Below are 24059 nucleotides of genomic sequence, written 5' to 3' on the forward strand. Positions count from 1 at the left end.
GATGGCATGAGCGCGCCATTCCGCTTGCGCGCTGACGGCATCGACCTGTTTATCCGGCTGACGCCGAAGTCTTCGGTGGACAGGCTCGAAGGCGCCGAGGTATCGGCCGACGGGCGCAGCCATTTGAAGGCGCGCGTGCGCGCCGTGCCGGAGAATGGCGCGGCCAATGCGGCGCTGGAACCGCTGGTGGCCAAGGCGCTGGGCGTTCCGGCATCGGTCGTGTCGGTCGTTGCAGGCGGCACGGCGCGGCTGAAGACGGTGCGTGTCGGGGGTGATCCGGCGGTGCTGGCGCAGCGTATCGGGGCGCTCAGCGGCTGATCGAAGATCCAGCGTTGCGGCATGCAGCCCCTTGATCTGTCGGCGGAACAGCGCCCCCCTCTGTCCTGCCGGACATCTCCCCCACGAGGGGGGAGATTGGCAGCTTCCGCCCCACTCTCAGTCCCCCAGCGGCAGCTTCGGATCGTCGACCTTCAGCGTGTTCACGCTCTGCTTGATGCGGCGCAGGTTTTCGAGAACCCTGGGTCCGCGCGTCTCGGCCACGGAGGTGACGATCATGTCGACGATCGACAGCAGAGCATAGCGCGACGAGGTCGGCTTGTAGATGTTGCCGTCCTCCAGCGACTGGAACTGGATGACGGTATCGGCGGCCTTGGCGAGCGCTGATTCCGGCGGGGTTACGGCGATGGTGGTGGCGCCATATTGCTGGGCCACCTGAACGGCGTCGATCACCGATCGCGCATAGCCGGACACCGAGAACGCGATCAGCGTCGTCTCCGATGTGGCGACCGCGGCATACATGCGCTGCAATTGCCCGTCGATCTGCGCCAGCACCGGCACGCCGAGCCGAAACAGCCGGTTCTGCATCTCGGTCGCCATCATCGAGGAAATGCCGCCGGAGCCGATGCACAGCACATTGCCCGAACTGACGATGCGCGCGGCCACGCCCACCAGCGTCTTCATGTCGAGGTTTTCGCTGGCGCGCTGGATGGCGGCGATTGCCGCTTCGGTGATGGCCGACGCAATGCGCTGCTCGCGCGCGTCGCGGTTCAGCGGTTCGGGCGACAGATACTGGCCGCCAATGGCGATCGCCTGCGCCAGGTAGAATTTGAAATCGCGCAGACCCTCGCAGCCGAGATTGCGGCAGAAACGGGTGACCGTCGGCTCGCTGACGCCGACGCGCGCGGCAATTTCCGAGATTGCCGCCTTGGAGGCAAAGTCGAGATCTGTGAGCACGAGACCGGCCAGGCGGCGGTCCGATTTGGTGCCGTCCTGCGACATCAGCTGCAGGCGCGTGATGATGTCGGCCGGCGTTTTCATTTCTGGGTTGTCGTCTTCATCGTGGTATTTTCGTTTTCATGCCGGCGCTCATAGCGGCAGGCCTGTCGCCGTGTCGAACAGATGGATGTTGCCCGGCGCTACCGAGACCGGCAGCAGTTCACCCGGCTTGACCTGGATCCGGTCGCGGAACACGGCGCGCACCGTGTCGGCACCGATCGCACCATAGACATGGGTTTCCGAGCCGGTCGGCTCGACGACATCGACCTTGATCGCCATCGCGTCGACAGCCTCGCCGATGACGAAGTGTTCGGGCCGTATGCCGGCCTCGACCGTGCTGCCAGCCGGCACCGTCTTGCTGCCGAGCGCCAGTCGCCCTCCGCCGGCCGATTCGAACCAGCTTTTCTCGGGCGTCGTCTTCAGGGCGCCGGAGACAAAACTCATCGACGGCGAGCCGATGAAGGAGGCGACGAATTTGTTGGCGGGACGGTCGTAGAGTTCCAGCGGTGCGCCGACCTGCTGGATCTTGCCGCGGTCCATCACCACGATGCGGTCGGCCATGGTCATGGCCTCGATCTGGTCGTGGGTGACATAGACGATGGTCGATTTCAGCCGCTGGTGCAGCGCCTTGATCTCGGTGCGCATCTGCACGCGCAGTTGCGCGTCGAGATTGCTGAGCGGCTCGTCGAACAGGAACACCGAGGGTTCGCGCACGATGGCGCGGCCCATTGCGACGCGCTGGCGCTGGCCGCCCGACAGTTCCCGGGGATAGCGGTCGAGATAGGAGAACAGGTTGAGGACGCCAGAGGCCTTTTTCACCTTGGCGTCGATTGCCGTGCGGCTTTCGCCGCGGATCTTTGGGCCAAAGCCGATGTTGTCGGCCGCTTTCAGGTGCGGAAACAGCGCATAGGACTGGAAGACCATCGCGATGTTACGCTGCTGTGGCGGCAAATCGTTGGCGCGCACGCCGCCGATCAAGAGGTCGCCTGCGGTGATCGGCTCCAGCCCGGCCAGCATGCGCAGCAAGGTCGACTTGCCGCAGCCGGAAGGGCCGACCAGCACGACGAACTCGCCGCTCTTGATGTCGAGGCTGATGTTTTCGAGGATCTTGTGGCGTCCGAAGGATTTCGACAGGTCGCGGAACTCGACATCGGTCATGGTCAGGCTCCCAATATGTCGTCGATGAAGGGCAGGAAGCCGGCGGTCAGTCCGGCGTCGACCGGCACCACCGCGCCGGTTATCCCCGATGCGCGATCCGAAACAAGGAAGGCCACCGCTTCGGCCACTTCCGTGGCGTCGACGATGCGGCCGAGCGGATAGAGCCGCTTGAGCTTGCCGAGAACATCCGGGTTCTTGGCCAGCCGATGGTCCCATGCGGCGGTGCGGATCGAGCCGGGGCAGACGACATTGGCGCGCAGCCCGTTGCGGCCGAGTTCCACAGCGACCGCTTTGGCATAGGCATTGATGCCGGCCTTGGCCGCGGCATAGGCCGGGTTGCCGAAGTGGGCGATGGCGTTGACGGAAGAGATGAAGACGACGCTGCCCGAACCGCGCGCGGCCATTGCCTTGATCAGCGGATCGGCGAACAGCATCACCCCGGTCAGATTGAGGTCGAGTTCATGCGTGATCTTGTCGGGGGTCAGCGCTGCAAGAGTCTCGGCGCGCGTCCAGCCGGCATTGTTGATCAGGATGTCGGGCACGCCGTCTTTCTCGAGGATCGCCGTGATCGCGGCATCGGTGGAGATCCGGTCGAGAAGGTCGAAGACGTGGCGCGACGCCAGATGCGGACTGCCGAGCTGGTCTTGCGACTGGTCGCAGCCGACGACGCGCGCGCCTCGTTCGGCCAGCAGCGCCACAATAGCCGAGCCGAGCCCGCCGCCGGCGCCGGTCACCAGCACGGTCTTGCCTGCGAATTCGGCCGTTGAAACCACGCTGCGCGCCTCCCTGGGATCTACGATAATCGGAAAACGCTATTTTAAGAAATGTAATTAAGCAACAGGATAATCCGCTTGCACAGCGCGAAATCATGGATAATGTAGGAAAGTCACATAAAGCCGCGGCCGCCTCAAAGCCGCAAGAGTGCAGACGCAATCAAATGGGAGAGATCGAATGAAGCTTGCAAAATGGACTGTCGGCGTGATGGCCGGAATGAGCCTGCTCGCCCTGGCCGCGCAGGCAGATGCCGGCGAGGTGCGCGTAACCGTCGCCGAATACAGCGCCAAGACCGGCCCGTATTTCGAAGCGGTGAAAAAGGAATTCGAGGCAGCCAACCCGGGTATCACCGTCAAGTTCGAAGTTGTGCCGTGGGACGTGCTGCTGCAGAAGCTGACCACCGACATCACGGCCGGTACCAATGCCGACCTGTCGATCATCGGCACCCGCTGGCTGATCGATTTCGTCCAGCAGGATGTCGCCGAGCCGCTCGACGCCTACATCAAGCCAGACTTCAAGGACCGCTTCATCGACACCTTCCTGTCGCCGTCGATCATGGAGGGCAAGACCTATGGCCTGCCGATCGCGGCCTCGGCGCGCGCCATGTACTACAACAAGGAATTGTTCGAGAAGGCCGGAATCGCCAACCCGCCGGCAACCTGGACCGAGTTGCAGGAGGATGCGCGCAAGATCAAGGCACTGGGCACCGGCACGTTCGGCTTCGGCCTGCAGGGCAAGGAGATCGAGACCGACGTCTATTATTATTATGCGATGTGGTCGCAAGGCACCGAGATTCTCAACAAGGATGGCACGTCGGGCCTCGGCACGCCGGGCGCGCTCGAAGCCGCCAAGCTCTACAAGTCGATGATCGACGAAGGCCTGACGGAACCCGGCGTCACCTCCAACAACCGCGAGGACGTCCAGAACCTGTTCAAGCAGGGCAAGGTCGGCATGATGATCACCGCGCCCTTCCTGTCCAACCAGATCAAGGACGAGGCGCCGAACCTGAAATACGGCGTGGCCGCTATCCCCGCCGGACCGACCGGCGCGCGCGGCACGTACGGCGTCACCGATTCCATCATCATGTTCAAGAATTCCAAGAACAAGGATGGGGCCTGGAAGCTGCTCGACTTCCTGTTCACCACCGAACAGCGCGCCAAGTTCACGCAAGGGGAAGGCTTCCTGCCGGTGAACAAGGAAGAGGCCAAGATGGACTATTACGTCAACAATGCCGATCTGGCAGCGTTCACCGCGCTGCTGCCCGACGCCCGCTTTGCGCCGGTCATCCCCGGCTGGGAAGAAGTCGCCCAGATCACCTCGGATGCCATGCAGAAGATCTATCTCGGCGGCGACCCCGAGGCAGGCTTGAAGGAAGCGGCTGCCAAGGCCAACGCCGTGATCAAGAAATAGGGCGTATCTCCCTGCGCCCGGCGCGCCCCTGAGATCGGGGCGCGCCACACTTTCCTCTCCCTCCGGAGGGGGAGAGGTGGCTCGGCGAAGCCGAGACGGAGTGGGGGAACCACCTGGCAACCGCCGCGAACGGACATAGGAAGGGCAATAGGGGCAAACATCACCTCGCCTTGCGCCCCAAGGGTCGACCCCCCGAGCTTCGCTCGACACCTCTCCCCTGATCGACGGGGGAGAGGAAAGGCATTCTTCTGAAGCGCTGCTAAAGACCGATATGCAAGATTGATCCGAGCTGGCGTGCCAGCGCCACAGAACCACGGTACAAAACCGGCCGATGCAAAATCGCTTCTTGCCCTATCTGCTGACCTTGCCCAGCCTGTTGCTGGCGGCGGTCGTCATCTTCTGGCCGGTCTGGGACCTGATCCAGATCTCGACGCATGACGTCAGCCGCTTCGGCCAGCTACGCGACTTCAACGATTTCGCCAATTATTCAGCCTTCCTCGCCGATCCCGATTTCCTGGCGGCACTCTGGCGCACCGGCCTGTGGACGTTGCTGGTGGTCGGCGGCGCGCTGCTGTTGTCGGTGCCGGTGGCGATGATCCTCAACACCGATTTCTACGGCCGCGGCATTGCCCGCGTCATCATCATGCTGCCCTGGGCGGTGTCGCTGACGATGACGGCGGTGGTCTGGCGCTGGGCGCTCAACGGTGAAAGCGGCATGCTGAACTCGGCGCTGATCGGGCTCGGCCTGATCCATGAAAACATCCAGTGGCTGGCGCGCGCCGAGACGGCATTCCCGATGCAGGTGCTGATTGGCATATTGGTGACGGTACCGTTCACCACGACCATCTTCCTCGGCGGCCTGTCGTCGATCCCCGACGACCTCTACGAGGCGGCGGCCCTGGAGGGGGCGACGCCGCTGCAGCAGTTCCGCGAGATCACCTTTCCGCTGCTGAAGCCGTTCATCAACATCGCCATCGTGCTCAACACCATCTACGTCTTCAATTCCTTCCCGATCATCTGGGTGATGACGCAGGGCGGGCCGGCCAACTCGACCGACATATTGGTCACCCATCTCTACAAGCTGGCCTTCCGCATCGGCAAGCTGGGCGAAGCATCGGCGGTGTCGCTGCTGATGTTCGCCATCCTTTTGATCTTCACCATGATCTATGTGCGGCTTGCCATGCGGGAGCAGCGCACATGACGCCCAAGCTGAAGCGTACGATCATCGCCTGGCTGCTGCTTTCGCCGCTGCTCGTGGTGACGATCTTCCCCTTCGCGGTAATGTTTTTGACCGCGGTCAAGCCGCGGCAGGAGGTGCTGTCGCCGACCTGGTGGCCAAGCGAATTCCACTGGTCGAATTTTGCCGACATGTGGGTGGCGACCGGCTTTGGCCAGGCGCTGGCCAATTCGCTCTATGTCTCTGTTATCGCCACCGTCGGCGCCATCCTGATCTCGGTGCCGGCCGCCTATGCCATGTCGCGGTTTCGCTTTGCCGGCTATGGCGCCTTCCGCCAGTTCCTGCTGATCTCGCAGATGATCTCGCCGATCGTGCTGGTGCTCGGCCTGTTCCGGCTGATGGCGGCCTGGGGTCTGATCGAATCCACGACCGCGCTCGGCGTCATCTACATGGCTTTCAACGTCGCCTTCACCGTGTGGATGCTGCAAAGCTATTTCGACACCATCCCGCGCGATCTCGAGGAAGCAGCGTGGATGGAAGGCGCCGGCCGATGGCTGACCTTGCGAAAAGTGTTTCTGCCGCTTTGCCTGCCGGCAATAGCGGTGACCGCCATCTTCACCTTCATCAACGCATGGAATGAGTTCGTCGTTGCGCTCACAATGCTGCGCAGCCAGGAAAGTTACACGCTGCCTATCCAGGTGTTCTCGCTGGTCGCCGGCCGCTACACGATCGAATGGCACCATGTAATGGCGGCGACGCTGCTGGCGACGCTGCCGGTGGCAATCCTGTTCATCTGGCTGCAGCGCTATCTCGTCCGCGGGCTGGCGCTCGGGGCGGTCAAATAACGGCGCCATTCACAACGGAGCTTTCATGCGCATCTTCACCGCCTCGCTGGCGACCGAAACCAACACCTTCTCGCCGGTGCCGACCGACCGGGCGTCGTTCGAGATGGCGTTCTATGCCGGGCCGGGCAAGCATCCAGACACGCCGACCTTGTGCTCCTCGCCGATGGTCGCGCTGCGCCGGCGTGCGGCTGCCGAAGGGCTGACCGTCATCGAAGGCACCGCCACCTGGGCGGAGCCGGGCGGGCTGGTGCAGCGGCAGACCTATGAGTCGTTGCGCGACGAGATTCTCGGCCAGTTGAAGGCAGCCTTGCCGGTCGACGCCGTCATCCTCGGCCTGCACGGCGCCATGGTGGCGCAAGGCTATGACGATTGCGAAGGCGATCTGCTGGAACGGGTTCGCGCAATCGTCGGGCCCGACGTGGTGATCGCGGTCGAGCTCGACCCGCACAGTCATCTGACCCCAAAGCGCGTCGCGGCATGCAATGTCATGGCCTATTTCCTCGAATTCCCGCACACCGACTTCTATGAGCGCGGCGAACATGTCGTCGAGCTTGGATTGGCGGCGGCGCGCGACGAGATCAAGCCGGTGATCTCGACGTTCGACTGCCGCATGATCCAGGTGCTGCCGACCAGCCGCGAGCCGATGCGCTCCTTCGTCGACCGCATCAAGGCGCTGCACGGCAAGGACGGCGTGCTGTCGGTCTCGGTCATCCATGGCTTCATGGCCGCGGACGTGCCGGAAATGGGCACGCGCATCCTGGTCGTCACTGACAATGACAAGGCCAAGGGCGATGCGCTGGCGGAGAGGCTAGGGCACGAGCTTTACGCCATCCGCGAAAGGACGGCGATGACGATGCTGAACACCGAGGACGGCATCGCGCGGGCACTGGCCGTGCGCAAGGAAAATCCCGGCAAGCCGGTTGTGATTGCCGACATCTGGGACAATCCCGGCGGTGGCGTCGCCGGCGACGGTACGGTCGTGCTGCGCGCCATGCTGGAACAGGGCGTGGACAATTTTGGCGTGGCGACGATCTGGGACCCGATCGCTGTCACCTTTTGCCAGGCGGCAGGCGAAGGCGCCGTCATCGACCTGCGCTTCGGCGGCAAGGCCGGGCCGCTGGCCGGCGAACCGATCGATGCGCGCGTCAAGGTGTTGAAAGCCGTCCCCGAGGGCTGGCAGAGCTTCGGGCCGAGCCGGGTGACGCTCGGACCGACGGCGCTGGTGCGGCTCGAAGGCACCGAAATCGACATCATCCTCAACACCAACCGCACGCAGACCTTCGAGCCGGATGTCTTCTCCAACATCGGTGTCGATCCGTTGTCGAAGGACATATTGCTGATCAAGTCAACCAACCATTTCTACGCCGGCTTTGAACCGATCGCGGCGGAGATCATCTATGTCTCGGCGCCGAGCTCGTATCCGAGCAATCCGGCGGTGACGGATTACAGGAAGCTGACGCGGCCGGTGTGGCCACGGGTGGCGGATCCTTGGCGCTGGTGATCTCCCCCTCGAGGGGGGAGATAAGGCGGCGCTATAGCAATCCCCGCTTCACCATCATCGCTTCCGGCGAAGGCATCTTGCCGCGGAACGCCGTGTACAGCTCCTCCGGATCCTTCGACCCGCCAGCGGCATAGATATTCTTCCGAAGCCGTTCCGCCAGCGCCGGGTTGAAGGGATCGCCGGTCTCCTCGAAGGCGGCGAAGGCGTCGGCGTCGAGCACTTCCGACCACATGTAGGAATAGTAGCCGGCTGAATAACCGTCGCCGGAGAAGATATGGCCGAAATGCGGGGTGCGATGACGCATGGCGATGGTGTCGGGCATATCAAGCTTTTCCAGCGTTTCGGCTTCGAAACGCAGCGGTTCCGCCGGCGCATCCGGCCGCGCGTGATACGCCATGTCGATCAGCGCCGACGCTGTGAACTCGACCGTGGCGAAACCGGCGCCGAACGTGCGGGCGGCCAGCATCTTGTCGAGCAGCGACTTCGGCATCGGCTTGCCGGTCTTAACATGCAGCGCATGCTTTTCCAGCACTGCGGGCACCGTCAGCCAGTGCTCGTAGAGCTGCGAAGGCAGTTCGACGAAATCGCGGGAAACCGAGGTGCCCGCCACCGACGGCCAGGTGACGTCGGTCAGCATGCCGTGCAAAGCATGGCCGAACTCGTGGAACAGGGTCTTGGCCTCATCGACCGACAACAGCGCCGCTTCCCCCGCCGGCGGCTTGGCGAAGTTCATGATGTTGTAGATCACCGGCTTGGAGCCATCCCCAAGCTTGTAGCCAGACTTCAGCGCGCTCATCCAGGCGCCAGAACGCTTCGAGGATCGGGCGAAATAGTCGGCGAGGAACAGGCCGCGCTCGCTGCCATCGGCGTTCTTCACCACGAAGACGCGCGCGTCGGGATGCCAGGCGGCGATGCCCTTCTTCTCCTCGAAAGTGATGCCGAACAGTTTTGTGGCGACGTCGAAGCAGGCGTCGATGACCCGGTCGAGTTGCAGATAGGGTTTCAGTTCCGCCTCGTCGAAGTCGAATTTTTCGGCGCGCAATTTCTCCTGGTAGAAGCGCCAGTCCCAGGCGGCGAATTTTTCGTTGCTGCCTGCCTTGGTCGCAAGCCGCTCCAGCTCCTTCTGGTCGGCGGCGGCCTTCTCCAGCGCTTTCTCCCAGACCGGGTCGAGGAGGTCGTGCACAGCCTTCGGCGTCTTGGCCATGGTGTCGTCGAGTTTCAGCGCGGCGAACGAGGCATAGCCGAGCAGCCTGGCCTTTTCGGCGCGCAGTTTCAGCATGTCGCGCACCACTGCGGTGTTGTCGCTGGCGCCGCCATTCTGGCCGCGCATGGTGAAGGCGCGGAAAGCGGTCTCGCGCAGATCGCGGCGTTCAGAAAAGGTCGTGAACGGCTCATAGATTGAGCGCGACAAAGTGACGGCGTAGCGGCCCTTCTGGCCGCGCGTCTCGGCGGCTTCGGCCATCGAACTCTTCACGAAGTCCGGAAGGCCGGCAAGATCAGCCTCGTCGAGGAACAGCGCCCAGTCGCGCTCGTCGGCCAGCACGTTCTGGCCGAAAGTGGTGCCGAGCGAGGACAGCTCCTCGCTGATGTTGGCCAGCCGCTTCTTGCCGTCGGCGTCGAGTTTTGCGCCCGATCGCACAAAGCCTTTCCAGGTCTTCTCCAGCACCCGCAGCGTCTCGACGTCGAGTTTTAGCGTCTCCCGGCGCTGGTAGAGGTCGTCGATGCGGGCAAACAGTTTCTCGTTCATCGAGATCGCCGAGAAATGCCGCGACATCTTCGGCGAGATCTCACGCTCCAGCGCCTGGATCGCATCGTTGGTGTGGGCGCCGGCCCGGCACCAGAAGATCGACGAGACATGGTCGAGCGGCTCACCGGCGAGTTCGAGGGCTGCCAGCGTATTCTCGATGGTCGGCGCATCCTTGTTGCCGGCGATCGCATCGATTTCGGCCTCATGTGCCTTCAGCGCCGCGTCGAACACCGAGGAGAAATCGTCGTCGCCGATGCTGGCAAAATCCGGCAGGCCGAGCGGCCCTTGCCATTTGGTCAGCGGATGGGCGGCGAGATCGACGGTTTTCGTGGACGGCATGGGGGATCTTTCGATGATTGGCGGAGCTTGCTGGACCGATGTAGGGCGATGACTGGCGCGGCGCAACAGCGCGGCCGTTCAAGCCCGCGTCAGAAGCCGTCGCAATTTTCCGCGATCGCCGCTTGCGAACTGGCGGTGATGCGGTTGCCGGTGACGGCGAACGTTTCCTGCATCAGCATGTCATTGTTGGGGAAATCATAGCAGGCGATGACAGTGGTGACGCCGGCCTCGCTCTTTTCGACGCGATGCCGGATTGCGGCGCCGGCGACCGCGCCCTTCCATTCGTCGATCGACGCGATGAACTCCTGCTTCGACTGCACGACGCCGAGATCGTCGAGCTTGATGCGGACATCGTCGGCGAGCAGGTCCGACAATTCGGTGCGATCGGCGACCAGCAGCGCCGAATACCAGCGGTCGATAATGGCGCCGTCATCGGAGCGGGCAGGGACGAGCGAAATCAGCAGCGCCGCTACGGCGAAAGCGATCGCACGCCAAACCCGCATTCTTCCCTCCTCTTATTTGACCATGCCCTTATCCGAAAACCGGTTCCCACTTTTCGGGATCATGGGTCTACGTCAAATCCGGCCGCTCGAAGTCGCCAGTGTCCTTGTTCATCACCCAGAGCTCGCCTGTCGAGATGTCGAACCAGGCGCCATGCAGCGACAGCCGCCCCTTGCCTTCGAGGATGGAGACGCAAGGGAAGGTCCTGAGATTGGCGATCGAATAGCGGATGGAAATCCGCTCCAGCGCCGTCTGCCGTTCGGTTGTCGTCATGAACGTGCTGGACGAAACGGTTTCGGCCGCCGGCGCGATCAGGCTCATCCATTTGCCGATGAAGTCGCCGGGCGACAGCGGCGCCGAATTGGTGTCGAGCGCGGCGCGGATGCCGCCGCAGCGGCCATGGCCCATCACTACGATGTTTTTCACCTTCAGGCTCTGCACGGCGAATTCGAGCGCGGCCGAGGTCGAGTGGAACTCGCCGTCCGGCGCATAGGGCGGCACCAGATTGCCGACATTGCGCAGGACGAACAGTTCGCCCGGACCGGCGTCGAAGATCGCCTCGGGGGCAGAGCGGGAATCGCAGCAGGCAACGATCATGGTTTCGGGCGCCTGCCCTTCGCGGGCGAGCTCGCGATAGCGTCCGCTCTCGGTGAGATAGCGGCCATTCATGAAGTTGCGGTAGCCGGTCCAAAGATGTTCGGGGAGATGGGGCATGGGCTAGGGATGAAGCCTTTCGGGGTTAGCGACGGCAGCTCATTTCAAGTTAGAAAGGCTCTAACGGCAAATGCCCGTCGCGGGCAATGCCGAATTGCGGATGGCTTCGTCGCAAATCGCCATGCCGCACGCATGGCTCGCCGCTTGCCTCACGCCCAGATCGCCAGGGGAATGCCCAAACGGTCGGCAAGCGGCGGGTCGGGAAACGGCTTTGCCTCGCCGCCGGCAATGCGTCCGGCAATCAGCATCATCGCTGCGGCGTCGAGGAAATCGTCGGCGGCAGCACCGCGTTGCGGCGGCTGGTCAAGGAAAGCTCTGGTATAGCCGTGCCGGCAGAGCAGTGCCTTGCGCTCTTCCATCCCGGCAGGATTGACTGCGCCCTTGATCTTCTTCGGCAGCGTCATCGGTTTTTCGCCGTTCAGCCGGCAGAAGGCCACTTCGGGGTGCGATTCGAAGACGCGGCGGCGCAGTTGCGGACGTGCGATCAGCAGCGCGTCGATCTCGCGTACCTTGGCAAAGATGCCGAAGGCCTGGATCGAGACGCCGCGTGGCGGATCGGAGGTCGCCTTGGCCACCTCGCTGGCGCGCCGATGCGCCTCATACCAGGCCTCGACCGTGGTGAAGTCGCTGATGTCGGCGTAGAGGGCCGCGCGGGACGAGATAGAGAAGACGCTGGATTGCCGTGCTCCGAGCATTGGCCGTACCAAGGTCTCCGGCCCGCGCCCGCCTCTTTGCGAGACGTCCGGCAGGCCGATCGGCATCTCGACGGCCACTGTCGCATCGGCGGGCAAGGCGTCGAGCAGGGTCGCAAAGCTGGGAAAGACGCGGACTGACGGCGCGACATCCAGATCGCGGCGGACGGCGATCCAGCCGGCCTTGCAGCCGTCGACCCCGACGACCACGGTCGAGATCACGCCCGGCGGTCCCGCCCCGGATGGGTGAGGTGGCGCAGCTGCACCATCGCCATCGGGTGCGACAGGCTCTGGGCATCGGTTTCAAGCTGCAGCTCGTCGCCGCCACGCTTGGCGGTTCGCGCCAGGATTTCGTAGACGGCGGCGGTGGTCGATTGCAGCGCCTTGATCGGCGGCTGTCCCGACAGGATGCGGGCGAGATAGACGGCCGCAGTCAGGTCGCCGAGGCCATTCGGCGGCTTGTCGATGAGGCGGTGTTCGGCCAGCAGCGCCTGGGTGCCGTCAAGCAGCAGATTGCCGGTGCCGCCGGTCATCATCGACTGTGCCGACGTCACCAGCATTGTTGACGGTCCGGCATGGAGGGCGGCCGAGATCACCGATTTCAGATCGGGCAAAGGCGCACCGGCCATCCATTCCAGCTCATAGCGGTTGGGGGTGGCGATGTCGGCGATCGGCATCAGCCGGTCGCGCATCGCGGCGGCCGTCGGCTCGGGCACATAGAGCCCGCCGGAATCGCCCATCACCGGATCGCATATATAGATCGCGTCCGGCGTCTTGGCCTTGACTGCCGCAACCAGCGAGGCGACGGCCTCGGCCTGGCCGGCCTCGCCGAGATAGCCCGACAGCACCGCGCCCACCTCGCCCAGCCAGGGCGCGCGCTCGAGATCGGCCATCAGCGCCTTGAACTGGTCGAGCGGCGGCACGATGCGCGTGGCGCGGCCATGGCCCGGATGCCAGGGCAGGATGACCGTCGGCACCGCCCACACCGGAAAGCCCAGCGTCTCCAGCGCAAACACGGCGGCGCGGTTACCGACCGAGCCGCGGGCGACATGGCTGGAAATGACGATGACCGCGCGCGGCGCGTCGGCTTTTTCGCTGTTCATGGAAAATCCTAGATACGGATAATTTTTCGTTGAATCGTCATCCTGATCTATCTCTTTGGTTGGAGCATGATCTCCGGACAAAACGGTTCCCGCTTGTCCGAGAAAACCGGTTCCCACTTTTCAGGATCATGCTCTAGCTGCCCCGGGAGGCGTAGTACACGAGCCAGATCAAAAGGCCGAGGGCGACGATGAGCCCAAGTGTGCGGCCGATGCGGGTGCCCCAGACCTCGATCGGATCGGATCGGTCGGCCTCGGCTGCGGTAACATGATCGCGGGCGCCTTTCGCTGCCCGTGACACCAGCGATGCGCCGCCAAGGCCGCCCTCGTTCGCCACGCGCTCGATAATGCGGCGCGATTCGCTGTCATCGTCGCGGCGTTCCGCCATGATCCTGTCCTGTTTGCCGGCAACCATATCGTGTTCGCGCGATCAATCACAGGGCCTCGCCGGCGCATGAATGCGCGCCAGGAATGCGCGCCAGCGGCAGACATTTTCTTGAGCGCGGATTGTGCTAATGCTTCGCATGCAACTTCTGTCGAGGGACCTCACCATGTTTGCCCAGCGCCTTGCCTTCCCTTTCCGCAGTCTGCCGGCCGTGCTGATGATGGCCGTCGTGCTGCCTCTGCTCGCCGGCTGCGGCTTCAACACCATCCCGACGGCGGAGGAAAACGCCAAGGCGGCATGGAGCGAGGTGCTGAACCAGTATCAGCGTCGGTCCGACCTCATTCCCAATCTGGTCGAGACGGTGAAGGGCTATGCCTCGCATGAAAAGGACACGCTCGATGCGGTGGTCGAAGCGCGCGCCAAGGCGACGCAGATCACGGTGACGCCGGAAACGCTGAAGGACCCCGAAGCGCTCAAGAAGTTCCAGGATGCGCAATCAGGGCTGACCAGCGCGCTGTCGCGGCTGATCGCGGTGTCGGAGGCCTATCCCGACCTCAAGGCCAACCAGAATTTCCTGGCGCTGCAGGCGCAACTCGAAGGCACCGAGAACCGTATCGCCGTGGCGCGGCGCGACTACATCCTGGCGGTCAAGGATTACAATCTGACGCTGAGGACCTTTCCGTCGGTGCTATGGGCAACCTTCTGGTTCCGCAGCAACGAGCCCTTCGCCAACTTCACCGTCGAAGAAGACAAGATGCAGCCGCCGAAGGTCGATTTCGGCACGAAGCAGGGCGGGTGATGACGTCTGGGTGAGCTTGGCCTTTGCCAGCCTTGCGTTCCTTCACACCCCCCTCTGTCCTGCCGGACATCTCCCCCTCAAGGGGGGAGATCAGCTGTCTTCTGTCCTTGCGCCAATTATCAGCGTTGCCGGCTGAGCGTCGGCAGCGAGATTGCCAATCTCCCCCCTCGAGGGGGAGATGTCCGGCAGGACAGAGGGGGACGCGAAGGATCGCCAACCTTGGTGTTCTTCTCGCCTTTCTGGCCGTCTTCCTGCCCCTCACCGCCTTCGCCGCCGACCTCCCCGCGCTGACCGGCCGCGTCGTCGACAATGCCGGGATCATCGATGCAGGCACCAAAGCCGCGCTCACCCAGAAACTCGCCGACTTCGAGACCAGAGGCTCCGACCAGATCGTCGTCGCAACCATCCCCAGCCTCGACGGCGAGGAGATTGAGCCTTACGCCAACCGGCTGTTCCGCTTCTGGAAGCTCGGCCAGGCCAAGGAAAACAACGGCGTGCTGCTGCTGGTGGCGCCGAACGACCGCAAGATGCGCATCGAGGTCGGCTATGGGCTGGAAGGCACGCTGACCGATTTGCACACCAAGCTGATCATCGAAAACGACATGGTGCCGGCGTTCCGCGCCGGCGATTTCTCCGGGGGCATTTCCAAGGCCGTCGACGACATGGTGATGGTGCTGGAAGGCAATCCGGAGGAATTGGAGGCGCGCGGCGAGCGCAACCAGAAGCCGCCCATCAATACCGACAATCTGTTCTTCGGCGTCTTCATCAGCATCTGGGCAATCATGTTCTTCGGCAGCATGGCCGCCTCCATCCTGCCGCCGATCTTCGGCCAAAAACTCGGTCCCGGCCGCTATCGCTGGCTCGGCATGACATTCGAGCCGCACAAGCGGTCATCCAGCGGCGGCGGGTCTTCGGGCGGGGGCGGCTGGTCGTCGGGTTCAAGCGGTGGTGGCGGCTTTTCCGGCGGCGGCGGTTCGTCCGGCGGCGGCGGCTCCTCGGGAAGCTGGTGACGAGATGACAACACGCATCGCCAATCCCTGGCATGGCCGCTTCGCCACGATGACCGGCGCTGCCTTGCTGGTCTTGCTCGTCAGCTTCGCGGCGCTGGCGGCGGAACTGCCCGCCCTCACCGGTCGTGTCGTCGACAATGCAGGCATCATCGACGCTGCGACCGAGGCGGCGCTGACGCAGAAGCTGGCCGATTTCGAGACCAAAGGCTCCGACCAGATCGTCGTCGCGACGGTTCCCAGCCTCGACGGCGAGGAGATCGAGCCTTACGCCACCCGGCTGTTCAACGCCTGGAAGCTCGGCCAGAAGGCCAAGAACAATGGCGTGCTTCTGCTGGTGGCCGTGAACGACCGCAAGATGCGCATCGAGGTCGGCTACGGGCTGGAAGCCACGCTCACCAACCAGCACGCCACACGGATCATTGAAGGCATGGTGCCGGCCTTCCGCGCCGGGGATTTCTCCGGCGGTATTTCCAAAGCGGTCGACGACATGATCATGGTGATTGAGGACAGTCATGGTGGTTGAGGGAACTGGTGACGGCATGACAGTACGCGTCTTCAATCCGCCAAGACCTGGCCGCGCAGCCGCGACGATCGGCATCGCCCTGTTGACGATGCTCACCATGCTGTTTGTAGCCTTGGCGGCAGACCTGCCGGCACTCACCGGGCGGGTGGTCGACAATGCCGGTATTATCGACGCCGCGACCAAGGCGGCACTGACGCAGAAGCTCGCGGATTTCGAGACCAAAGGCTCCGACCAGATCGTCGTCGCCACGATCAACAGCCTCGACGGCGAGGAGATCGAACCCTACGCCAACCGGCTGTTCCGCTTTTGGAAACTCGGCCAGGCCGGCGAAAACAACGGCGTGCTTCTGCTGGTGGCCAAGAACGACCACAAGATGCGCATCGAGGTCGGCTACGGGCTGGAAGGCACGCTGACCGACCTGCACACCAAACTGATCATCGAAAACGACATGGTGCCGGCGTTCCGCGCCGGTGATTTCTCCGGCGGCATTTCCAAGGCCGTCGACGACATGGTCATGGTGCTGGAAGGCAACCCGGAAGAACTGGAGGCGCGCGGCAAGCGCAACCCGGCCGACCGCAGCACGCCCATCGATCCCGTCGTCGCGGTCTTCCTGATCCTGTGGGCGGCGATGTTCTTCGGCGGTCTGGCGATGGCATTCCTGCCGCCGATCTTCGGCACCAAGCTGTCGCCGGGCGTGTATAAATGGCTGGGCATGACCTTTCGCTACGGCCAGGGGCCGAGCGGATCGTCCTCGGGCTCCAGCAGCTGGACAACAAGTTCGTCGTCGGGCAGCGGATGGTCATCGGGAAGTTCGGGCAGCAGCTGGTCTTCGGGCTCAAGCAGCGGCGGCGGGTTTTCAGGCGGCGGCGGTTCGTCTGGCGGTGGCGGGTCTTCAGGGAGCTGGTGAGAGAAGATGGCAACACGACCGATCAGCCCACAGGACCATGAGCGCATCGCCACCGCGATCCGCGCGGCCGAGGCCAAAACCGACGGCGAGATCTACTGCGTCGTTGCGCATGCCAGCGACGGCTATTTCTTTCCCGCCGCCTTCATGGCGACATCTGGCATGCTGATTGCCAGCCTCGCCGTCGCCTATGGGCTGGAAGCCTGGTGGCTGTCGATCCGGCTGCCGCATTTCGTCATTGTCCAACTGCTGGCACTGGCCTCGGTGTTGGTGCTTTTGTGGGCGCTGCCGGGCTTGCGCATCCATCTGGTGCCGCGCCGGCAGCGTTATCAGGCGGCACATGACAATGCGCTCAGGCAGTTCCTCGCCCGCAATGTCCACCGCACCACGGCGCGCACCGGCGTGTTGGTCTTCGTGTCGATCGCCGAGCGTTATGCCGAAGTGGTCGCCGATTCGGGCATCGACAGCAAGGTCGGCCAGCATGTCTGGGACGGCGTGGTGCGCGATCTCCTGCAGCATGCCGGTGACGACCGGCTCGCCGACGGCTTCGTCAAGGCGATCGGGCAGGTCGGCGCGGTGCTGGCCGAGCATTTCCCGGTGACGTCGGGCGATGCCAATGAACTGGACGATCATCTCGTCGAGATCTGAAAAGCCAGCACGCGCTACCCGGACGGACGCCTGACCGCGCCGGCTGGGTGCGTTTTCCAGGCAGGCTTTGCCCATTGTCAGCAGTGTCGCGATCGGCTGTGAGAAAGCGGTCGGCGGGCTGACCTCGACTCTTGCAAATGGCCGATGCGGGTTTATGGTTAACAAATCATGAATACGCTGAGCATCGACATCAGGAAAGCCGAACCGCGCGACGCCGGCGCCATTGCGGACGTGCACCAGCAGGCTTGGGAGGGCGCCTATTCCGGCATCATCCCGCATCGCTCGCTGACCTCGATGATCAACCGCCGCGGCGCCGACTGGTGGGCCAACGCCATCCGCCGCGCCGCCACCGTTCTGGTGGTCGAGATCGGCGGCACCATCGCCGGCTATGCCACGATCGGCAAGAACCGCGCCCGCGAGCTGAAGCAACAGGGCGAAATCTACGAACTTTACCTGCGTCCGGAATATCAGGGCATCGGGCTCGGCAGCCGGCTGTTCAAGGCGGCGCGGGCGCGGCTTGCCGACCACGGGCTGAAGGGAATGGTGGTGTGGGCGCTGGAAGACAACCAGAACGCACTTTCCTTCTATGCCGGCGCGGGTGGCCGTGACGTCGCCGAAGGCGTCGAGATTTTCGAGCAGAGGGCGCTCAAGAAGGTCGCCTTCGTCTGGGAATGACCGGCCTCGGTTACAAATCATCATAAACCGTGCGCTTCCGTTAGCGCTTCGCACCAATCGCCGCATTGCACCATGCCGCGCCGCCCGCTATCGATCTTGGAGATCGAGAGAGGGATTTAAGCATGCGTATCGAAGCCATTGCCATCGGAAAGAACCCGCCCGAGGACATCAACGTCATCATCGAGGTGCCGATCGGCGGCGAGCCGATCAAGTACGAGATGGACAAGGAGGCCGGCACGCTGTTCGTCGACCGTTTCCTGCATACGTCGATGCGCTACCCCGGCAATTACGGTTTCGTGCCGCACACGCTGTCGGGCGACGGCGACCCGATCGACGTGCTGGTCTGCAACACGCGCGCGCTGGTGCCGGGCTGCGTCATCAATGTGCGACCGATCGGCGTGCTGGTGATGGAAGACAATGCCGGCCAGGACGAGAAGGTCATTGCCGTGCCGTCGCCGAAGCTGACGCTGCGCTACGAAAACGTCACCGAATACACGCAGCTGCCCGAGATCACCCGCGACCAGGTCCAGCACTTCTTCGAGCACTACAAGGATCTCGAGCCCGGCAAATGGGTCAAGATCGAAGGCTGGCACGATTCCAAATACGCCAAGAAGATGATCGTCGACGCGATCGCACGGGCGAAGGCGGCAAAGTAGCGCCGAGAGAGGCCTGCGTCTCGTTCAAGTAAGCGGCAAACGCCAGCGCGAGGCACCCCCCTCTGGCCTGCCGGCCATCTCCCCCTCAAGGGGGGAGTCGCAACGGCTTTCGTCAATTTTCAGCGCCGAAAGAAAAGCGCCGCCAGCGAAGCTGCCAATCTCCCCCCTTGAGGGGGAGATGCCCGGCAGGGCAGAGGGGGGTGCCTTGCACCCACGTGACTAGTTATCCACCCGACCAAACGCCGGCACGTTGCCGATGACGGTGTGCTTGTCCTTGCCACAGGCGAAACTCTTCGCCTTTTCGTCGGCCAACTTGCGCGCCTGGTCATTGGCCTGCGGGTTGCCGGTGGCCAGCACGAGGCCGATGGTGCAGCCGTCGCGGGCTTCCATCTGGGCGACCTTGGCGACGAGCAGCACTTCGGTCGGCTTGTTCTCGTCCTCGGGATTGCTGATCGAGCGGCGGTGGATGACGGCAAAGGGAACGGCAACGTCGCCCTTGGTCTCGATGCGCCACTCGACCTTGGCGCCGGACGAGTTGAAGCCGGAAAAGCTCTCCCAGACCGAGGTCATGTCGCCGCCGGGCGGAAATCCGTAGAACAGCGATTCACGGGCGTCGTCATAGGCGATCAGCACGGGATAGCCACGATAGCCGGAGCAGGCGAGTTCGGCCCATTCGCCGTCGCCTTCCTGCGCCTGCGCATAGGTGACGCAGTCCTTTTGCGAGTCGAGGTCGGTGTAGACGCTGGATATGCCGTCGGCATGGGCGGTTTGGGATAGGGCGGCGAGGGCGAATGGAACAAGCAGCAGGGTTCGCATGCGGACGTCTCCCGTGAAGTTCGCCCCAGCCTATCGCCAAATCTGCGGCCGGCCTAGCGTGCCAATCTCAACGTTGGCGCCGCCCAAATCGCCCTGCCGGGCAATTCTCCCCCTGAACGGGAGAAAGTGGCCGGCTGCGCCGCTGGCGACAACCTTGCAACGCCGGCAATTGGCGAAATCGTGATGAGAGCGTTCCTCGCCCCATTTCCGGGAAAGGATGCCGGCAGGTGAGGGGCGGCGCCAACGTTCGAAATGTTATTTCTTCAAGCTCGCCTCGATCAGCAGGTCGGCGTTGTGGGCGACCGCTGCCGCCGGGCCTCCGAGGCCGAAGAGCTGGCCACTGATATAGGCGCCTTCGATCAACAGCAGCAGGCCGTCGCCGAGCGTGTCAGGGTCTTTAGCGCCCATCGCTGCGGCCATCGCGCGCAGGCGGTGGCGCAACTCCTGCTTGTTGGCCTCGCTGACGACGCGCGCCGGATGGCCATGTTCGGGATATTCCACCGCCGCGTTGGTCATGCCGCAGCCGCGATAGTCCGGCCTTTGCGTGCGCTTGCCGACGCGAGTCAGGAAAGCCCTGAGCTGTGCCCGCGGGTCGCCGGGATGGGCAGCCACGGCTTCGTCGAAACGCTCCCAATACTCACGGTCATATTGCCTGAGATAGGAAGCGGCGAGCTCGTCCTTGGAGGGAAAGCTGCGGTAGAGGCTGGGCTTGGTGACGCCGGCGCGCTTGACGATCTCGTCGACGCCGATCGCCCGGATGCCGCGGCGGTAGAACAGGTCGTACGCCACGTCGAGGATTTTCTTGGCAGCCTTGGGCGGTGCGGCTGCATGACCGTCCTTGATGGTCAGTTCAATATTTTTGTCCGTTGGCATGGTATGACTCGATTGACGTGTTACCGATCGGTACGTATACATGTCCTCACCCTGCAACGTACCGGTCAGTAACATGATAGCTCAATCCCGTCCCTTTGGCCAGCGCTACGCTTTCGTCGTGGTTGGCGTCATCTTCCTCTGCTTGTTGATCGCGGCCGGGCTTCGTTCCGCACCCTCGGTGATGATGCTGCCGTTGGATAAAAGCTTCGGCTGGGGGCGCGATACGGTTTCGATTGCCGCCGCGATCGGCATCTTCCTTTACGGCCTGACCGGGCCGTTTGCCGCCGCATTGATGGAGCGTATCGGCTTGCGCCGCACGCTGCTTGCCTCGCTTGTGATCATGTCGGGCTCGACCGCGCTCAGCCTGCTGATGACCGAGCCATGGCATCTGTTCCTCACCTGGGGCGTGTTTTCAGGTATCGGCTCCGGCGCGGTCGCCACCGTGCTCGGCGCCACCATCGTCAACCGCTGGTTCAAGACCAATCGCGGCTTGGTGATGGGGCTGATGTCGGCCTCCAGCGCCACCGGCCTCTTGGTGTTCCTGCCGCTGCTGGCATCGCTCGCCCAGTCGGGCGGCTGGCAGCCCGTCGCTACCGCCGTCTCGATCGCCACCGCCTGTCTTCTGCCGCTGGTCTGGCTGTTGGTTCCGGAGCGTCCCGCTTCGATCGGCATGGTGCGCTATGGCGCCGGGACCGATGACGTGCCGCCGGTATCGCCGGCATCGCAAGGCAATTTCCTGGCGCATACGCTGAACACGCTACGCCGCGCTGCCGGCACCCGCGTCTTCTGGTATCTGTTCGCCACCTTCTTCATCTGCGGCTTCACCACCAACGGGCTGGTCGGCACGCATCTGATCTCTTTCTGCGGCGACATGGGCATCCCCGAGGTACAGGCCGCGGGCCTGCTGTCGCTAATGGGCATTTTCGACCTGATCGGGACGACGCTCTCGGGCTGGCTCACCGACCGTTTCGACCCGCGCAAGCTGCTCGGCGTCTACTACGGCATTCGCGGCCTGGCGCTGATCTATCTGCCCTATTCCGGCTTCTCGGCGACCAGCCTGATCATCTTCGCCGTGCTCTACGGTCTCGACTGGATCGCCACCGTGCCGCCGACGCTCAGGCTCGCCAACGAGGCCTTCGGTGACCGCAGCGGCCCGATCGTGTTCGGCTGGATCGTAGCCGGCCACCAGGTCGGCGCCGCCACCGCCGCCGCCTTCGGCGGCACCATGCGCGAACTGCAGGGCAATTACGAACTGGCTTTCCTGATCGCCGGCATGACGGCGATCGTGGCTGCGTGTCTGTCGCTGCTGATCAATACGAGCAGGCCGGCTTTCGATCCGGAGCCGCAAGCGGCGTAAGGCGCGGTACTAATCTCCCCCCTCAGGGGGGAGATGGCCGCGAAGCGGCCAGAGGGGGTCCGTGCGACCGGACTCAGCCTCTTGCGCATAGGAGGTCGGCGCTCCAAGCGAGGCGACCCCCTTCTGTCGCCTTCGGCGACATCTCCCCCCTCAAGGGCGGAGATCACCTGTCGGTTGTTATCAAAGTTTCATCTTCCCGAGATGTGGCTGAAACATTGAAGCTGGAGCTTGCTGGCACCGTTCGAAGCCATCAGGAGACAGCCATGAACAAGATCTCGTTGACCCGCCGCGCTTTCGTCACCTCTGCCAGCGCCGCCGGTCTGCTCGGCGCATCGGGGCTCGCTTTGCCCTATTATTCGCGCGCCAGCCAGCGCCCGGCCTTCACCCATGGCGTCCAGTCCGGCGATGTCGATGCCTCGAGCGGCATGGTGTGGACGCGCACCGACCGGCCTTCGCGCGTCATGTTCGAAGTGTCGTCGACGGAAAACTTCGCCAATGCGACGCGGCTGGCGCCGCTCGATACCTCGCCGGCCAGCGACTTCACGGTCAAGCGCCTGCTTACCGACCTCGCCTCCGACCAGGATATCTTCTACCGGATGACTGCCGCCGACCTGTCGGATATCAACGCCGTTTCCGAACCGATCGTCGGCCGTTTCCGCACAGCACCCGCCTCGAAGCGCGACATAAAATTCGCCTGGTCGGGCGACACGGCCGGCCAGGGCTGGGGAATCGATGAGACCGGCATGAAAACCTACGCCACCATCGCCAGGCACACGCCGGATTTCTTCCTGCATTCCGGCGACACCATCTATGCCGATGGCGCCATGAAGGACGAGGTAGACCTGCCTGGCGGCGGCAAGTGGAAAAACGTCGTCCTGATCGACGGCAAGCGCAAGGTGGCCGAGACGCTGGATGAGTACCGCGACCAGTGGAAATACAACATGATGGACAAAAACGTTCTGGCCTTGAGCGCCATCTGCCCGACCTTCTACCAGTGGGACGATCACGAGGTGCTGAACAACTGGTCGGATTCGAAGAATCTCGGCGCCGACAGCCGCTACACCGAAAAATCCATCCATGTGCTCGCGGCGCGTGCGGCGCGCGCCTTCCATGAGATGACGACGATCCGCTACGAGCCGTCCGAGCCCGGCCGCGTCTACCGCAAGATCGCGCATGGGCCGCTGCTCGACGTGTTCTTCCTCGACATGCGCTCCTATCGCGGCCCGAACGGCCCCGACATGCAGGAGGACATGACGCCGCAGTCACGCATGCTGGGCGAACAGCAGACGAAATGGCTGAAGCGCGAGCTGACGAATTCCAGGGCGACCTGGAAGATCATTGCCGCCGACATGCCGCTCGGCCTCGTCGTCTGGGACGACGGCGCCAAGAAGGTCGGCGCGGAAGCCATCAGCAATGGCGACAATGGCCTGCCCAAAGGCCGCGAGCTCGAGATCGCCGACCTGTTGCGCTACATCAAGACTGCCGGCATCACCAACACGGTCTGGTTGACCGCCGATGTCCACTACACGGCGGCGCACTATTACAACCCCGACAAGGCGCGGTTCCAGGATTTCAATCCTTTCTGGGAATTCGTCTCGGGCCCGATCCACGCCGGTACCTTCGGTCCCAATGATTTCGACATGACCTTCGGCCCGGAGCTGAAATTCATCAAGGCGCCGACCACCGAACAGGGCCAGAACCTGCCACCCTCGGCCGGCCTGCAGTTCTTTGGCCTGGTGGACATTTCAGGGGCGACAGAGCAGCTGACCGTGCGGCTGATGGATCGCGACGACATCGAGCTTTACAAGGTGACGCTCGATCCGGTGCGGTCGGCGTAAGCCTTTGGGCCGGTGCGAAGGATCGCTATGCCTGGAATGGGCAACTGTCAGTCCGGGTAGCAAACCGTCGGAATCTTCGGCCACACCGCGCTGTCGCAGCCTGCAACCTGCTGCCTCTGCTTGAAAGAGGCGCTGACCGGGCCGGTGACCACGGGGTCGACGCCATCAGGGGCGTCGGCAAACATCTGCTCGGCCGTCCGGTCGGACGACGAAGCCGGATTGGCTTCCTTCACCGTGGCGGCCGATTGAGCGGCATTGGCCGCCAGCACGGCAGCGAATGCGACCGAAGCGATGAGGGGCCAAAATCGGTTGAGTTTGTCGGTCATGAATTTCGAACTACCC

25 protein-coding genes and 1 pseudogene are annotated in these 24059 nt (G+C 63.6%); 14 read left to right on the forward strand and 12 right to left on the reverse strand.

All coding sequences use genetic code 11. The annotated features are described in order from the left end of the window. The first annotated feature begins 6 nt into the window (after positions 1 to 6). Positions 7 to 318, forward strand: coding sequence for a DUF167 family protein (locus NKL04_RS26680; protein ID WP_023700181.1), 312 nt, complete (start codon positions 7 to 9; stop codon positions 316 to 318). A 117-nt stretch (positions 319 to 435) separates the two neighbouring features. Here the strand turns inward: NKL04_RS26680 and NKL04_RS26685 are convergent, their stop codons facing one another. From NKL04_RS26685 to NKL04_RS26695, 3 genes are read right to left on the reverse strand one after another with little or no spacing between them, the layout of a single operon-like run. Beyond that, positions 436 to 1317, reverse strand: coding sequence for a MurR/RpiR family transcriptional regulator (locus NKL04_RS26685; protein ID WP_023681445.1), 882 nt, complete (start codon positions 1315 to 1317; stop codon positions 436 to 438). Positions 1318 to 1365: 48 nt separating this feature from the next. Continuing rightward, positions 1366 to 2433, reverse strand: a complete 1068-nt coding sequence (locus NKL04_RS26690) for an ABC transporter ATP-binding protein (protein WP_023698734.1) — start codon at positions 2431 to 2433, stop codon at positions 1366 to 1368. A 2-nt stretch (positions 2434 to 2435) separates the two neighbouring features. After that, positions 2436 to 3206 (reverse strand): SDR family oxidoreductase, encoded by a 771-nt coding sequence (locus tag NKL04_RS26695; protein WP_023688835.1) that lies wholly within the window; start codon positions 3204 to 3206, stop codon positions 2436 to 2438. 178 nt (positions 3207 to 3384) lie between these two features. Here NKL04_RS26695 and NKL04_RS26700 point away from each other — a divergent pair, with 178 nt between their 5' ends. The 4 genes from NKL04_RS26700 (at position 3385) to NKL04_RS26715 (ending at position 8140) form a co-directional block, all read left to right on the forward strand. After that, positions 3385 to 4617: an ABC transporter substrate-binding protein gene (locus NKL04_RS26700; protein ID WP_023700182.1), complete on the forward strand. Its 1233-nt coding sequence runs from the start codon at positions 3385 to 3387 to the stop codon at positions 4615 to 4617. Positions 4618 to 4948: 331 nt separating this feature from the next. Then, positions 4949 to 5818, forward strand: coding sequence for a carbohydrate ABC transporter permease (locus tag NKL04_RS26705; protein WP_023681441.1), 870 nt, complete (start codon positions 4949 to 4951; stop codon positions 5816 to 5818). After that, positions 5815 to 6639 carry a carbohydrate ABC transporter permease gene (locus NKL04_RS26710; protein WP_023668609.1) on the forward strand — a complete coding sequence of 275 codons (825 nt, stop codon included), beginning with the start codon at positions 5815 to 5817 and terminating at the stop codon, positions 6637 to 6639. Before NKL04_RS26705 ends, NKL04_RS26710 begins: the two co-directional genes overlap by 4 nt. 25 nt (positions 6640 to 6664) lie before the next feature. After that, entirely contained in the window at positions 6665 to 8140 is a 1476-nt protein-coding gene (locus tag NKL04_RS26715; protein WP_023688837.1) for a M81 family metallopeptidase, read from the forward strand. A gap of 31 nt (positions 8141 to 8171) precedes the next feature. On the opposite strand, the gene NKL04_RS26720 is transcribed toward NKL04_RS26715, so the two are convergent. The 6 genes from NKL04_RS26720 to NKL04_RS26745 all read right to left on the reverse strand — a co-directional run bounded on the left by NKL04_RS26720 (position 8172) and on the right by NKL04_RS26745 (position 13621). Beyond that, on the reverse strand, positions 8172 to 10226 hold the full coding sequence (locus NKL04_RS26720; RefSeq protein WP_023681439.1) for a M3 family metallopeptidase: 2055 nt from the start codon (positions 10224 to 10226) through the stop codon (positions 8172 to 8174). Positions 10227 to 10315: 89 nt separating this feature from the next. Then, complete coding sequence (locus tag NKL04_RS26725; RefSeq protein ID WP_023668612.1) at positions 10316 to 10729, reverse strand: hypothetical protein; 414 nt, start codon at positions 10727 to 10729, stop codon at positions 10316 to 10318. Positions 10730 to 10796: 67 nt separating this feature from the next. Then, positions 10797 to 11441: a carbonic anhydrase gene (locus tag NKL04_RS26730; protein WP_023668613.1), complete on the reverse strand. Its 645-nt coding sequence runs from the start codon at positions 11439 to 11441 to the stop codon at positions 10797 to 10799. 149 nt (positions 11442 to 11590) lie between these two features. Further along, positions 11591 to 12355 carry a DUF429 domain-containing protein gene (locus NKL04_RS26735; protein ID WP_023700183.1) on the reverse strand — a complete coding sequence of 255 codons (765 nt, stop codon included), beginning with the start codon at positions 12353 to 12355 and terminating at the stop codon, positions 11591 to 11593. Next, complete coding sequence (pdxY, locus tag NKL04_RS26740; protein WP_023668615.1) at positions 12352 to 13236, reverse strand: pyridoxal kinase PdxY; 885 nt, start codon at positions 13234 to 13236, stop codon at positions 12352 to 12354. Before pdxY ends, NKL04_RS26735 begins: the two co-directional genes overlap by 4 nt. 133 nt (positions 13237 to 13369) lie before the next feature. Further along, a complete protein-coding gene (locus NKL04_RS26745) occupies positions 13370 to 13621 on the reverse strand; it encodes a hypothetical protein (protein ID WP_023700184.1) in 252 nt (83 codons plus the stop codon). Positions 13622 to 13784: 163 nt separating this feature from the next. Between NKL04_RS26745 and NKL04_RS26750 the strand changes: the two genes are divergently transcribed. The 7 genes and pseudogenes from NKL04_RS26750 to ppa all read left to right on the forward strand — a co-directional run bounded on the left by NKL04_RS26750 (position 13785) and on the right by ppa (position 18833). Then, positions 13785 to 14417, forward strand: coding sequence for a LemA family protein (locus NKL04_RS26750; protein ID WP_023681434.1), 633 nt, complete (start codon positions 13785 to 13787; stop codon positions 14415 to 14417). 209 nt (positions 14418 to 14626) lie between these two features. Beyond that, entirely contained in the window at positions 14627 to 15427 is an 801-nt protein-coding gene (locus tag NKL04_RS26755) for a TPM domain-containing protein (protein ID WP_031209172.1), read from the forward strand. 49 nt (positions 15428 to 15476) lie between these two features. Beyond that, positions 15477 to 15932, forward strand: a pseudogene (locus NKL04_RS26760) (TPM domain-containing protein); the annotation flags it as partial. Between the two features lie 34 nt (positions 15933 to 15966). Further along, positions 15967 to 16857, forward strand: a complete 891-nt coding sequence (locus tag NKL04_RS26765; RefSeq protein WP_023681431.1) for a TPM domain-containing protein — start codon at positions 15967 to 15969, stop codon at positions 16855 to 16857. Between the two features lie 6 nt (positions 16858 to 16863). After that, positions 16864 to 17502 carry a TPM domain-containing protein gene (locus NKL04_RS26770; protein ID WP_023700186.1) on the forward strand — a complete coding sequence of 213 codons (639 nt, stop codon included), beginning with the start codon at positions 16864 to 16866 and terminating at the stop codon, positions 17500 to 17502. 168 nt (positions 17503 to 17670) lie between these two features. Next, positions 17671 to 18177 carry a GNAT family N-acetyltransferase gene (locus NKL04_RS26775; protein ID WP_023668622.1) on the forward strand — a complete coding sequence of 169 codons (507 nt, stop codon included), beginning with the start codon at positions 17671 to 17673 and terminating at the stop codon, positions 18175 to 18177. A 122-nt stretch (positions 18178 to 18299) separates the two neighbouring features. Further along, positions 18300 to 18833, forward strand: a complete 534-nt coding sequence (gene ppa, locus NKL04_RS26780; protein ID WP_023668623.1) for an inorganic diphosphatase — start codon at positions 18300 to 18302, stop codon at positions 18831 to 18833. Positions 18834 to 19052: 219 nt separating this feature from the next. On the opposite strand, the gene NKL04_RS26785 is transcribed toward ppa, so the two are convergent. Both NKL04_RS26785 and NKL04_RS26790 read right to left on the reverse strand, forming a co-directional pair. Then, positions 19053 to 19649 (reverse strand): hypothetical protein, encoded by a 597-nt coding sequence (locus NKL04_RS26785; protein ID WP_023700187.1) that lies wholly within the window; start codon positions 19647 to 19649, stop codon positions 19053 to 19055. 255 nt (positions 19650 to 19904) lie between these two features. After that, positions 19905 to 20522, reverse strand: coding sequence for a TetR/AcrR family transcriptional regulator (locus NKL04_RS26790; RefSeq protein ID WP_023668625.1), 618 nt, complete (start codon positions 20520 to 20522; stop codon positions 19905 to 19907). Positions 20523 to 20595: 73 nt separating this feature from the next. Between NKL04_RS26790 and NKL04_RS26795 the strand changes: the two genes are divergently transcribed. Beyond that, positions 20596 to 21879 carry an MFS transporter gene (locus tag NKL04_RS26795; protein ID WP_027050546.1) on the forward strand — a complete coding sequence of 428 codons (1284 nt, stop codon included), beginning with the start codon at positions 20596 to 20598 and terminating at the stop codon, positions 21877 to 21879. A 263-nt stretch (positions 21880 to 22142) separates the two neighbouring features. After that, positions 22143 to 23717 carry an alkaline phosphatase D family protein gene (locus NKL04_RS26800; protein ID WP_023700189.1) on the forward strand — a complete coding sequence of 525 codons (1575 nt, stop codon included), beginning with the start codon at positions 22143 to 22145 and terminating at the stop codon, positions 23715 to 23717. 47 nt (positions 23718 to 23764) lie between these two features. Here the strand turns inward: NKL04_RS26800 and NKL04_RS26805 are convergent, their stop codons facing one another. Next, positions 23765 to 24043, reverse strand: coding sequence for a hypothetical protein (locus NKL04_RS26805; RefSeq protein ID WP_023753187.1), 279 nt, complete (start codon positions 24041 to 24043; stop codon positions 23765 to 23767). Positions 24044 to 24059: the final 16 nt, after the last annotated feature.

Origin of the sequence: Mesorhizobium sp. C264A (assembly GCF_040324515.1) — a bacterium.
GTDB lineage: Bacteria > Pseudomonadota > Alphaproteobacteria > Rhizobiales > Rhizobiaceae > Mesorhizobium.